Annotated in this window: 9 protein-coding genes and 1 riboswitch; of the genes, 5 read left to right on the top strand and 4 right to left on the bottom strand. The window is 53.5% G+C overall.

What is annotated here, in order from left to right; all coding sequences use genetic code 11:
* Nucleotides 1-7: 7 nt before the first annotated feature.
* A riboswitch (TPP riboswitch) is annotated at nt 8-103 on the top strand.
* 189 nt (nt 104-292) lie between these two features.
* The 3 genes from AB1483_01900 to greA are packed head-to-tail and all read left to right on the top strand — an operon-like array spanning nt 293 to nt 5,056.
* Nucleotides 293-3,154, top strand: a complete 2,862-nt coding sequence (locus AB1483_01900) for a TonB-dependent receptor (protein ID MEW6411207.1) — start codon at nt 293-295, stop codon at nt 3,152-3,154.
* A 6-nt stretch (nt 3,155-3,160) separates the two neighbouring features.
* Nucleotides 3,161-4,552: a sodium:solute symporter family protein gene (locus tag AB1483_01905; protein MEW6411208.1), complete on the top strand. Its 1,392-nt coding sequence runs from the start codon at nt 3,161-3,163 to the stop codon at nt 4,550-4,552.
* A 27-nt stretch (nt 4,553-4,579) separates the two neighbouring features.
* A complete protein-coding gene (gene greA, locus AB1483_01910) occupies nt 4,580-5,056 on the top strand; it encodes a transcription elongation factor GreA (protein MEW6411209.1) in 477 nt (158 codons plus the stop codon).
* Nucleotides 5,057-5,088: 32 nt separating this feature from the next.
* Here the strand turns inward: greA and AB1483_01915 are convergent, their stop codons facing one another.
* From AB1483_01915 to AB1483_01930, 4 genes are all read right to left on the bottom strand, one after another.
* Complete coding sequence (locus AB1483_01915) at nt 5,089-5,265, bottom strand: hypothetical protein (protein MEW6411210.1); 177 nt, start codon at nt 5,263-5,265, stop codon at nt 5,089-5,091.
* Between the two features lie 312 nt (nt 5,266-5,577).
* Nucleotides 5,578-6,294: a bacillithiol biosynthesis deacetylase BshB1 gene (gene bshB1, locus AB1483_01920; GenBank protein MEW6411211.1), complete on the bottom strand. Its 717-nt coding sequence runs from the start codon at nt 6,292-6,294 to the stop codon at nt 5,578-5,580.
* A 64-nt stretch (nt 6,295-6,358) separates the two neighbouring features.
* Complete coding sequence (locus tag AB1483_01925; protein ID MEW6411212.1) at nt 6,359-7,627, bottom strand: alpha/beta hydrolase-fold protein; 1,269 nt, start codon at nt 7,625-7,627, stop codon at nt 6,359-6,361.
* Between the two features lie 11 nt (nt 7,628-7,638).
* The gene (locus AB1483_01930; GenBank protein MEW6411213.1) at nt 7,639-9,111 is read right to left on the bottom strand and encodes an outer membrane protein transport protein; all 1,473 of its coding nucleotides are present in this window, start codon (nt 9,109-9,111) and stop codon (nt 7,639-7,641) included.
* A gap of 646 nt (nt 9,112-9,757) precedes the next feature.
* Here AB1483_01930 and AB1483_01935 point away from each other — a divergent pair.
* Nucleotides 9,758-12,106 carry an SLBB domain-containing protein gene (locus tag AB1483_01935; GenBank protein ID MEW6411214.1) on the top strand — a complete coding sequence of 783 codons (2,349 nt, stop codon included), beginning with the start codon at nt 9,758-9,760 and terminating at the stop codon, nt 12,104-12,106.
* Between the two features lie 418 nt (nt 12,107-12,524).
* Nucleotides 12,525-13,457: an aminotransferase class I/II-fold pyridoxal phosphate-dependent enzyme gene (locus AB1483_01940; GenBank protein ID MEW6411215.1), complete on the top strand. Its 933-nt coding sequence runs from the start codon at nt 12,525-12,527 to the stop codon at nt 13,455-13,457.

Here is a 13,457-nt window from a genome sequence, read left to right on the forward strand (position 1 = left end):
GATGAAATAGTTCCGTTGGGGGTGGCGTAAATTACCGCCTGAGAACATACCCCCTCGACCTGATCCGGATAATACCGGCGTAGGGAAACGGAGATGTAGTAAGCATCCCCATTGCCTAATTACCGGCAAACCTAACGAGTCGGGACGGAATCTTGCTAAACAACAAGGTTTTATGCGAGGTAACGTCATGAATGCGATTTATCACTGGTTAGTGGAGAGGACCGTCAGGTCACATTCTCGACTTTGTCGAGCGCAAGACCTGACGGAACGGGGAAGGGACCATGAGGGGCAGATGGGGACATCTGCCGCCCACGAGGAGACCGTCAGGTCACACCCTCGACTTCGTCGAGCGCAAGACCTGACGGAACGGGGAAAGGACGATGAGGGGCAGATGGGGACATCTGCCGCCCACGAGGAGACCGTCAGGTCACACCCTCGACTTCGTCGAGTGCAAGACCTGACGGAACGGGGAAGGGACGATGAGGGGCAGATGAAGACATCTGCCGCCCACGAGGAGACCGTCAGGTCACACCCTCGACTTCGTCGAGCGCAGGACCTGACGGAACAGGGAAGGGACCATGAGGGGCAGATGAGGACATCTGCCGCCCACGAGGAGACCGTCAGGTCACATTCTCGACTTTGTCGAGCGCAAGACCTGACGGAACGGAAGGGGTGTGTGTCATTTATGCTGGTGGCTGTTGCGGTCCTGCTGATGGCTGTGCCAGACGTGAGGGCGAAAGCGGTGAGTGGTCTGGTTGTCGATAGCGATGGCAAGCCTATCCCCGGCGTATCGGTGGTCACCGATGTGAGAGGCAGAGGGACAATCACAAATGATGACGGTGAATATGAGCTTACCGACGCGGAGCAGGTGACGCGCATTACTTTTTCTTCGGTGGGATATCAATCGGTTCAGTACAATATCGCCAGTCTGCCTGACACCGTAGCGCTCGAAGAGATGTATTACCGGGGGACGGATATTTTGGTGCGTTCGGACCGGGCGGAGCGGGGGATTACGCCGATAGCGTTTGAGGATTTTTCGAAAGAAGATATCAAGCGCGACTACACGGTGGGAGAATTTCCGCTGCTTTTGTCAACCACGCCGAATCTGTATTCGTATTCTGACGCGGGGTCATCGCTGGGGTACAGTTACACGAAGATTCGCGGGTTCGATGATAAACGGATCGTTACATATATCAACGGCGTGCCGCTCAACGATCCGGAGGACCAGGCGACCTATTTCGTGGACCTTCCTGATTTCGCCGCCAACGTGTCTGATATTCAGGTTCAACGCGGGGTGGGCAATTCGCTGTATGGGGACGCGTCGTTCGGCGGTTCCATAAACATTGTCACCAACAGCTTCAGCCGGGAGCGCCAGACGACCATCACGGCGGGCTACGGCGAGTATATGTCGGACGGAGAGTCTGTCAGTGATGTTTACAAGCAGAGTATAGAATATGCGAGTGGTTTGATAGACGGCCGATGGTTGTTTTCGGGAAGATTCTCCAAACAGAAGACGGGCGGGTATCGCCATAACAGTTGGTACGATGGCTGGGCGTATTATTTTTCGGTGTCCCGGCTGGATCCCCGAATGACGACAGAGATTCATGTTTACGGCGGGCCGATGCGGATGCATCTGGCGTACTATGGAGTGTCGCGCGACGCGATAGCGCAGGATCGAAGGGTGAATCCGCTCACTTATGACAACGAGACGGATAATTTCAATCAACCGCACTATCAGCTTCACAACACTTATCGTCTGACCGACAACGCCACTCTGTACAATACTCTGTACTATATCAGGGGGAAGGGTTACTACGAGCAGTATAAGGATGACCGGGATTATTGGGAGTACAATATTCCGACCGCTCTGACCAATATCGATCCCGACACCGGCGAGCCATATACGAGAGGGGATGTGGTGCGTCAGCAATGGGTCGAAAAGAATCAGACGGGTTGGAACCCTCGATTGGATGTGACTCACAAGAAGGGGATGCACTCTGTCGGCGGGTCGTTTTACTATTTCGACTCGGATCATTGGGGTCAGGTGGTGTGGGCGCAGAACGTGAATGGCGCGCTGGATCCGCGGCATCGGTACTATCAGTACTACGGCAAGAAGTATGTTGCTTCGGTGTTCGCCGAGGAGTATTACCGGTTGAGCGACAAACTCAGCGCTCAACTTACGGCTCAGTTGCGTTATCAGAAATATGATTTCGACCAGGACAGGATGGGGGCTTTTCAAGGGTTCGACTACAGCCTGGATTGGCTTTTCTTCTCGCCGCGAGCCGGCGTCACCTTTAGCCTTAACGAAAGACTGAGCCTGTTTGCAAATTTAGCGGTATCATCGCGCACGCCGACCGATGCCGATATTTACGACGCCAACGACCCGTATATTCTTCCATCGCTCGAAATAGAGTCAGTTCAGGTTGACGCGGGCGGTGATACGGTTTCATATGTGTTTGGCGATCCGACCTCGAAGAACGAACGGGTTTATAACTACGAGTTAGGAGGGCGGTATCAGGCGGACAGGTATGTTGTGGGTGTGAATCTTTTCTGGATGGATTTTCGGGATGAGATTATTCCTTATGGAGGTATCAACGAGAATACCGGTCTTCCTGTCACCGTGAATGCCGATCGTTCGGTGCACGCGGGCGTGGAGCTGACAGCGACATATAAGCCGGTCGAGCAGTTTTCGCTGAGCGGCAATGGCGCCTACAATTATAATCGGATCAAGGATTACGTGACAGAGATCGATGGTTACAGAATCGATTTCAAGGACAAGACGATTCCGCTTTTCCCGGAGTACCTGGTTAATCTCATGGCCGACTATAATGACGATACCTGGCGGCTGACATATCATCTGAGACTGGTCGGCAGACAGTTCATGGAGCTGGCCAATATCGGGCAGTTATCGATTGCTCCCTATTCGGTGTCATCTCTGTCGGCCTCTTACCGTTTTGCCAATCTGGCCGGGATCGGTGATTTGACTCTACAGGCGCGAGTTGACAACCTGTTCGACAAAAAGTATGAATCGTCCGGCTATGGCGGCAATTACGCGTACGAGATTGACGATGAGGTGCTGGTTGATGGCTGGGCGGAGTATTTCGTGGCGGCGGAGCGTTCTTTTTATGGACAGGTTGTTCTGGAGATGTTTTAGTCAAGCATGCACCTTGTTGATTATCTGCTCATAGTCGTCTATCTGGCGGCGCTGTTGATACTGGGATTCACTCGCCGGCTGAGAGCTGACAGTTCGGCCAGTGATCTTATTGTCGGCGGCCGGGTTTTGACTCTGCCGGCGTTTGTGGCCAGCCTGGTGTCGACATGGTATGGGGGGATACTGGGCGTCGGCGAATACAGTTACCGGTTCGGGCTTTCCAACTGGCTGGTGTTCGGGTTGCCTTATTATGTGGCGGCGTTTTTGTTCGCCATGTTTCTCGCGCGGCGCGCCCGCCAGAGTAAACTTCTGACAATCCCCGATCGTCTGGCGCAGGCGTATGATAACAAGACGGCGGTGGCGGGGTCGATCATAATATATTTTATGACGGTCCCCGCGGCGTACATATTGATGATCGGCACGCTGTGTCAGTATCTGTTCGGGTGGCCGTTCTGGGTGGGGGTGCTGTGCGGAACGTCATTTTCTGTCGTCTACGTATATTTCGGCGGGTTTAACTCGGTGGTGCGGACAGATCTTTTTCAGTTCGCGTTGATGTTTCTCGGATTCCTGTTGATGCTGGTGGTGCTCGCAAGCGAGTACGGAGGGATCGAATTTCTTCGCGCGAATGTACCGGCTGTTAATTTCACGTGGCACGGCGGCAATCCGGGGATGTATATCGCCATCTGGTATTTTATTGCACTGGCAACCCTTATAGAGCCCACATTTTATCAGCGGTGCTATGCGGCCAAAAACATGAATGTCGCGCGTACGGGGATTCTGGTATCGATAGGCTGCTGGGCGTTTTTTGATTTTCTGACGACCTCTTGCGGGTTGTATGCCCGGGCAATTCTGCCCGACCTGGCCAGCCCGGTAGGCTCATATCCGGCTCTGGGGTTGAAGGTGCTTCCGGTGGGTCTGCTGGGGTTGTTTGCCCTGGCTCTGCTGGCTACGGTCATGTCGACAATCGATTCATATTCATTCGTAGCCGCTTCTACTTTCAGCCGGGATATAGTAATGCGCCTGTTTCGGGTGAGAGAGAACAGGGTCACTTATTTCACGCGGTTGGGTCTGGTCGTAACGGTTGTCATAGCGGTGGTGATTGTTTTGTTTTTCCGGTCGGTGGTGGATATCTGGCATATTTTTGGTTCGGTTGGGACGCCGGCTCTGCTGGTGCCGGTGTTTTTCTCTTTTGTCGGCAAGCGACGGTTGCCCTCGCGATGGGCATTTGTATCGGTGGTATTTTCGGGGATGCTGTCGCTGGCGTGGTATCTCTCGCGGTACAGCGGGGCTGACGGCGTCTACTGGCTGGGGGTGGAACCTATTTTCCCGGGCCTTGTTGTGTCTGTTTTGATATTCGTGATGTTTGGCCGGCGGTCGGCGGACAAGGCGGTTGCAAAATAACGGAAATTGGTTATATTAGAAATCTCTATGAGTGATCCATTATACATGTCAAAGGAAGGTCGGCTGAAGCTGGAGGCGGAGCTCAAGCGGTTGAAGTTTGAGGAACGCCCGAAGATCGTGGCCGAGATCAAGCGAGCCCGGGAGTTGGGCGATATTTCCGAAAACGCCGAATACCATGCGGCCAAGGAGGCTCAGGGGCATCTTGAGAGGAAGATAGCCGAGGTTCAGGCCAAGCTGGCCCGTGTGCGCGCGGTGGACGCGGATCAGATTCCGACTGACAAGGTGTACCTGTTCGCCAAAGTTCTTGTTAAGGACCACAAGACGGGTGAGGAAATACTTTACACTATAGCTCCGCCCGAAGAGATAGATATTGATAACGACGTGATATCGGTAAAATCCCCGATTGGTGCGTCACTTCTGGGCAAAGAGGTCGGAGACGTAGTGGAAATAAAGGTTCCGGCCGGCGTACTCACTTACGAGATTCTTCAAATCTCACGAGATTAGATTTTGTTTGAGGCGATCGGCGCCGCTCGAATTCACTCTTCGTAATCGCCGAAAAAGTCGTCAACAGATTCTTCTTCTTCGTAGTAGCCGTTGGCTTCTTCGGGGTCGATTCCCGCCGCGAGACTGGCGCATTCGTCGCTGCAGAAATTTTCCCCTCCCTGATTAACGGCTTTTCCACGAATCTTCTCACCGCAGTTGGCGCAGAACATTTTCAGCCTCCAAGATTTATCAAAGAAGAGACAATTTTTTCGTCATTTTTGCTTAACAAAAATATGCTCTGTAATTATCGAACCGGGCGGCAAATATCTTAATTTCCGTTGTCATTTATGTCAAGTACTTTTGCGGGCCCTCCCAACGTAGAATTGTCCTGTTGCCGCAAAAGGCTTGCGGCTCCCGTGAAGTCCCCTCAAAACCGGAGGCGACATGGCAGGGGGCGGCCGGCCTGATTTTCAAGGAGTCAATTCGGAGCGAAATACCGTCAGATTGATTTATGTGGATCGGCAGAACAGCGGGGCGTCGGGTTAATCCTGGCCGAGGGTCATTATATCTTTGATCATAATGGGTTCGACGGCATAGAAGCCCTGACCGTATTTGCATCGGGCCTGCATGCCGAACGAACGAGCCATCAGGGTAAGGCTTTCGATATAATCGCGGGATTTCTCGGGGTTGAGAAATTGCGAGCGGTGAGCGGAAAGGGCCTTTATCCACTGGTCGAAGTGAGGTGTTATATCGACAACGAAATTGGGGGTAACTTGCGGGGGCAGGAAGTAATGGAAAATTCTGTTGACGAGATGTGGTTCGCCGGGGATATCGATTTTTTTCAGTGACGCCAGGTGGGAGGCGTTGATGGCGATGACTCCAGCCGCGACATGGTCAGGATGGGACTGGCGGCGTCCGTGACCAACGTGTGGGTAAGGGGCGAGAAGGATTCTGGGTCGGCAGTCTCGGATGATTTTGGCCAGCTCCATCCTCTTGTCGTAGCTGTCTTCGAGACGGGTATCGCCCCAGTCAAAGGTTTTGATGATGTCGACGCCGAGTATCCTGGCGGCATCGGTGACCTCGCTGGCGCGAATTTCGGCGTTACCGCCGGTGCCCATTTCTCCCTGGGTCAGAATTACAATGCCGCAGCGATAGCCTCGTTTGGCCAGATCGATGAGTACACCGCCGGTGCCAACTTCGACATCATCCGGATGAGCGCCGATTGACAGCAGATCATATGTGGGCAGCGTTTTGTTCATAGAGCAAAAAAAACCCGGTGGATGGTATCATATCCACCGGGTCAGAGCTTGTCAAGCCATACTATTAGTAATCATTTCCGAAGCATTCGGAGTGGAATATCAGCATATCCCTGAGCAGGTCGTAAACGTACTGGTCGGACGTGGCCGGAAGTCCGTCGTATCCGGTATATGACATGGTGGTTACCGGGTACCCCTGTTGCTGCAGGGTGGAGATCCAGGATGCAGTCTGGCCGTGATAGCCGTAGCGAGTCTCGGGCGTGGTGGCGACCCACATGTTGACGCCCTCGAGCGTGGAGCCGGCAAGCAAGTTCTCGAGATTGTTCTCCAGCCACAGATCCCAAACGGGTTGATACGGGAGACCATCCGAGGTGAACGGCATATGGAAATCGAAGTTTTCGTCACCACCGACCACCGAAGAAACCAGGGTAGTTGAATCGGCCACTACGTAGCGCTGATTGATGGTGATCGAGACGCCGTCGTAGGCATCCGGCACCTGATCGCCGTCGAGATCGACTGCGCGATAGGTGAGATCGTAATCGAGGGCGGTATCGTGAGGCGAGAAGGCCAGGGCCCCGCCGATAAACAGTTGGGCGAGCGAATATGTCGAACTGCTGTCGAAATCATTCAAATTCCCATTGAGGATTCCCTGTTCTGTCAGAGCATCGTCGAACAGCGAGATGAACCCGCCGTTGCCGTCGGAACCGTCAAAATCGAGGGGACCATCGACCGCCGAGACAGAGCAGAAGGTGCCGGGGTTTTTCAGGGCTGCGCGGAAAGCGCCGTAGGCGCCCATGCCAACTCCACCGATACCGCGTTTGGCGGGTGAATTTATGGTATACGGAGCGAGGGCCGCATGAATGTATTCGACGAGTGTTCCACCGACAAGGGTGTCATAGTTACCGGCGGCCGGGTATTTGCTGCCGTAGAAATATCCGCCGAAGACGGCGTCGTTTGAAATACAGACGATTTCCATGGGCTGGATGACGCCGGTCGAGATAAGTTCATCGGCCAGGGATTCGAGTCCGTGGTTGAAGTAGAAGAACTGATCGCCTCCCTGCGGGGGGAGAAGGATCAAAGTCGGAACCGGTTTCAGTTCGCCTCCACTGATGGGCGGATAGGAAACCTTGGGAGTGTACGAAGCTATCTCGAGAATCTGATACTCGTTTCTTATCTGGAAGAGGAGCTCGTGGAAGAAGATGTGGCGATGAGGCTTCACGCCGCCTTCGACCAGAGCTACATCGTCACCCACGTTGGTGCCTCTATCGGAACATCCAGCGACAAAGACGAGCGTGAGCATCAGGGCCAGCACTATAGTATAAAGATGTATTTTCATTGTCGATCTCCTTAGAACCGATAGTTGAAGGACAGGACGGTTTCATAGGTATTGGCTTTATACTGGCCTGCGAAGCTGTCAACGAGGCCGTCCTCGTTGGTGTCGACGAGTTCCGAGACGGTAAGATCGGAGTAAGCCGTGTAAGCGCCGGAGATACCGAAATCCCATTGTCCGTGGTGGTAGATCGCGCCGCCGCTGATACCGGTTTTGTTGCCGGTGTCGAAGAACAGCGGTGTGAACTCGGCGGCATCCCTGGCTGGTGACTGATCGTATGACAAGCCGGCCATCAGGGTCAGGTAGTCGGCGAAGAGGTACCTGGCGCCGAACATAACCTTCGCAGCGTCTTTCCATTCAACCGGGTATGACAGGTCGGCCGTGAAGAACTCGTTGACAAATTCGCTGGAGTCGGCGGCGCCGGTCAGTCCGGTGTGGTTGGTGAAGGTGAAGTCGAAACCCTCGAAGGTCGACCAGAGGGTGTACTCAGCATCGATCGCCAGGAGGAGCTTTTCGTTAACATCGTAAGCCAGTCCGGCGCCGAGAGTAACCGGCAGTTTGAGAGTGGTTTCGAAATCGGCCAGGTCGTTTATTTCACTTCCGGCGACGAACAGGTATTCCGGGGTTCCTTCGGCGATATCGGAGCTGCCCGGGAAAAGCAGGCTGTTAATTTTGGGCATATAGTAGTTGAGGCTGGCGTCACCCTTGACGGTAATTTCGAAGGGGATGTTGGCGGTCAAGCCGAGTCTGGTCTTTTCGTTGAGATTTACCAACAGGCCGCCGTTAATGCCGAAGCCCCAGCCGTTGCCATCGTTCTGGTTGTATTCGGTGATTTTGTCCCAGGGGCGCACGGCGAGCTCGGTGCCTTCGTAAGGGTTATCGCGGAAGACTAGGCTCGAGAATTTCAGGTCGGCCCTGAGCATCTGCAGACCCAAACCGAAACTGGCTTTTTCGGCGACAAGTTCGCGGGCGAAGGTCAGCTGGAAAGCGACGACATCGAGGTTGTTCGAATACTGGTCGCTCGGGAGGCTGAGGGTGTCGTTGTACGCCAGCGGCATCTCATAGAGTGTCCAGGTGATGTTGTTATCGAAGGGCTGGTATGCGGACAAACCTATGACGGATTCCCCGAAGACAGGGATTCTGGCTACGAAGCCGCCGGAGGGGTTTGAATATATCTGGTGTTTGTTGTAATTGACCTGGTCGTTTAGTATACCGATCTCGTAGGTGTCGCCCAATCTGTAATCGGGGATGAGTTCGTTGCGCAGGTGAATCAGGCTGGTATTTGCGCCCAGCTGGTTGTCGTTGATGTAGGCATAGCCGGCCGGATTGTAATAAGCCGCTGTCCAGTCATCAGCTACCGCGCGGAAGGCGCCTCCCATGGACCTGGCCTGGATGCCGAAACCGAAGGTCTGAAAACCGCCGGCGGCCAGGGCTGGAGATAGGAGAGCAATAATTACCAGAACTGTAGCAGTGAATCTAACCAAGGACATTCTTGTCTCCATGTATTTATGCTATGAAATGTTTATCTTGCTATGTTACTGTGTTGTCAGTAGACCATCCTCAATTGCTGCACATACCAATTTCGCCTTTTAACAAACATCAGGTGTGCAGACTACCCACAATGCTGCACTAACGGCGAAATCTCCCTCAAAATAAGCTGTCAAGTTACTACACCTGAGGTGCATTGTCAAGTCATTAGGTGCCTTTTTTTGGCGCGGAGATTCTTTTAACTTTTTGGCAGTGTTAGCCTTACTCATAACTATTAATGGACGTTTGACGGGTCAATTCGTTGAGAGCAAGGGTAGGGGTGGGGTTAAAAAAATATAAGAAAAGTAAAATTGATTGGCAGATTTGAGTTTATAGCTCCGCCATGATAATTTCGCCCCCGCCAGGCCCATCCAAAAAGACAAGTATCGGTTCGCACTTGACGGAAAATAATTCCTTTCGTGGCGGAATGAGTTTCTTTTTTGACGTTGTCTGAGGTGTTGTCGCGCGCCTCATTTGCCGCCTTATCCTGTTGTTAATCAAGAGCCTTAGAATGAGAGTCGCTGTTTGGCATTGTCGTTGCAATTGCCGGGTGTGATGTCTCAGGAGAGAGACTGACAGGTAAGTCTTTACCATAGGAAGGTAGAAACGATGAAAAGGCTTTTATTTTTTATCACACTGGTGATTGTTTTGATATCCCTGAACTGGTTCAATGAGCTGGTCGCGCAGGATATTGAAAATCTCACCCCCCAGCAGAAGGAAGCGTTGCTAAAACGCTATGGTTCTCAGGTGCGTGCGAACGGTGACACGCCTCAGTACTATGAGACGCCTTCTATCTACGAAGCGCACGAATCCGGACAGAACGCAGATGCTGTTATCGATTCCGGAGTGGACCGTTCAAGTGTCCTGGCTGGCGGGGTCGGGGGCGAAAGGTCGGGGGAGCTTCCGGAATTTGAAGATCTGGTACCATTTGGAATGGAGTTATTCGAAGGGGGCGGCGAGAACGGGGTACCAATCGATGTTCCGTCGGCGTCCGATTATATTATCGGTCCCGGCGACAATCTGATCATTTATCTGTGGGGAAGGGTTGAGAAGGAATACAATCTAACGCTTGACCGTGAAGGCAAACTCTTCATTCCGCAGGTTGGTGAGCTGATCGGGTGGGGGCTGACTCTGGAGCAGTTTACCGAAAGAGCCAGGAAACAATTTTCGAGAGTATATTCCGATTTTGATTTGACGGTGTCACTTGGCAAGATTCGTTCGATCAGGGTGTTCGTGGCCGGCGAGGTGAAAAGGCCGGGCGCTTATACGGTGTCGTCGCTGACTTCGCTCTTCAACGCCTTGTATCTGGCCGACGGTCCCAACGCGAGGGGCAGTATGCGGCAGATTCGTTTGATGCGGGACGGCAAGCCGGTGGCCGAGGTGGATCTTTATGCCCTGTTGCTTCGCGGGGACAATTCCGGCGATGTCAGACTTCAGACAGGTGATGTTATCTTCGTGCCGGTGGCGGGGCCACGGGTAGCTGTCCGCGGTCAGGTGAAACGTTCGGCGACCTATGAGCTCAAGGGTCAGGAACGTGCCGCGGATCTTCTGGAGCTCGCCGGAGGCGCTACGGCCGAGGCGCATCTCGAGAGGGTGATGCTCGAACGAATATCCGATGATGATCAGTGGGAAGTGGTTGACATAAATCTCAAGTCGGACGCGGAGCAACCGCAGGAGAACATCTTGCTGGTGGACGGTGATCGGATGACGGTATATTCGATTTTCGAGGCCAAGAAAAATATCGTGGCGGTGTACGGACAGGTGAAGCATACCGGTTATTATGAGCGTACCGACTCGACCTGTGTTTCTGATTTGATAGAGCGGGCGCAGTTGAGGCCCTATGACGTTTATTTAGATCGGGCCGATCTTTTCAGGCGTTATCCGGATCGTCGCATGGAAGTTATTCCTGTCGATCTCGGCGGCATTATCGCCGGCGACGGTGCATCGGACATGCTGCTTCGTGATCGCGATTCGCTTTATGTGTATTCGATCGACGAGGTAGCGTGGCGCAAGCACGTGTATATCGAGGGAGAGGTCAAAAATCCCGGGGAGTATCCGCTTTACGATAATATGTCGGTGGAGGATTTGGTTTTCCTGGCCGGGTCGTACCGGCGGTCAGCGCTTCGTCACAATATCGAAATCGCCCGTATCGATTCGGTGGGCAATGTGTCAATTGTCTATCATGATCTGTCCGAGTCCAATCCGGCGGCGCTTCGTCTGCGCGAGGACGATCATGTTTATGTCAGGCAGATTCCCGAGTGGAAGCTTCACCGGGCGGTCACCATCGACGGAGAGGTGGTTTATCCCGGCGAGTATACACTCTCTAAAAAGGGAGAGACGCTGCTGCAGTTGATTGAGCGGGTTGGCGGATTCACGGACCGTGCCTTTCCGCGGGGGACGGTGGTTGAGCGCACATCGATCAACGATGGTCTGGCGCGACTTCAGGTGCCCAGAATCATAGAAAAATCGGCTCCTCTCAGGGAAGATTCCACGGGGCAGATTATACGATACAACAATGTCGAGTATGACGGTGGTTCGATGAGTCGTCTGATAATCGATATGCAGAGGATTTTGGCGAGCGGCGGGGGTGAAGGGGATATAACGCTTGAGCCCGGCGATCGTATTTTCGTGCCCACGGTGCCGTCGGGAATTTCGGTCATAGGGGCAGTAGGCTCCAATGGAACGATCAAGTATACGCAGGATAAGCCGGTCAAATATTATGTTGAGCGGGCGGGAAATTTCACCAAGCAGGCGGACAAGGATGAGACCCGTCTGGTTCGCGCGACCGGAGAGGTCGTTTCCGGCGGCGGCATTCTGGGTAAACGGGTGGATATCGGCGATGTTATAATTGTCCCGACAAAGATCGAGCGGGATCGCAATTTATTAAAGACTTTTACTACCGCGCTTACCGCGGCTACCGGGGTATTGACGTCGGTGTATATCATAAGCAAACTGTGATGTGCGTAAAGCACTGACGCTGCATTTTCTTTTCTTACCTTCCTAATAAAGCCGGAGTGGCAATTGCCGCTCCGGCTTTTTTGACGGCGGAAAGATTTTTCGGTTGAAGGGGAAAAAGATGCTTTAGCGGCTGCCATCGGGCGGTTGAAAGCAATCCCACGCGGGCAGGGACACGGCCGTTTCGCATTGTATTACAGATACTTAGGGCGTGCCGCGCAAAAAGAGAACGGCTGGGCACTCTCTTTGCGATACGATTTGGCAGAAAGAACTCCGAGGAATTTCTATGTCGAACCTGGCAATTTCATACGCAGAGATATTAGAGGGCACCGCTGGTGTGGCACCGCAAGGAAGGGATGCAGGCGAAGATATCGGGATCACATTCGGTGATCGCACGGCATTTTTAACGGATTTGCTCGGAATGTTAGCTAAGTCGGGTAGCCGGCTGGTCAGTGCCGGTCTGTATACCGCCGATGTAGCGATAGCGGCTGATCGGGCCAATGTCCCGTTGGTGGAGACAGCAGGGGATTCACCTTTCTCGGGCGATCTGGCGAGGGCTCTGGCTGAGGTCAAAAATGATTTTGACTTGATTTATGCAGCCAACCCGAACCGTGTGAGCGGGGCGGGGTTTTCGCTGGCGGATCTTCGGATGCTTGCCAGAGCGGTTCCGAACGGGGCGCTGATAGTTGACGAATATTATTACGAGTGCAGCGGCATCACGGCCGCCTCTCTTTTCGATACCGATAACAATGTTTTCGTGGTCAGGTCTTTTTCGGTGGCGTTGGGCAGTCAATCCATGGATGCCGGCTATTTGCTGGCCGCAAGATGCGGGATCGATAGCGTGGCGAGCCTGGCCGGCAGGCACAAGATTTCGGCGATGATGAAAAGAGCCGTACGTGAGATCGGCGCGAATGAGGAGATCGTCGCGTTGAGAGTGACCGAGCTTCACAGCGAAGCGCTGCGGGTGGCCGGGGAGCTGACCCGTCTGGGAGTGCAGTGTCGTCTTACCGCGAATGACTTCATTTTGTTGAGGGTAGCCAGTCCGAAGGATGTCGGGAATTTTCTCACCAGGTTCAGAATACCGATTGAGAATCTTGACGGTTATCCGATGATGCGTCGCTATTTGCGATACCAACTCGGATCGTCTCAAGCCAGCGACCGGTTGCTCGAGGCGTTTCAAAGGATGCCGGTGCATTATTATCGCATGGCGACATTCGATCATCGGGGTATGGTCGTCAGGCGCGGCGCGGAGCGTGTCGCCGAACCAGTGGGGGAGTCTCGCATGAAGCGGGCGGCGAGCGACCGAGTGCAGCAATTTGGGTTTAGCGCGGACAGACTGACAGAAATAAGATAA

Source organism: Candidatus Zixiibacteriota bacterium, from assembly GCA_040756055.1.
Lineage (GTDB): Bacteria > Zixibacteria > MSB-5A5 > GN15 > FEB-12.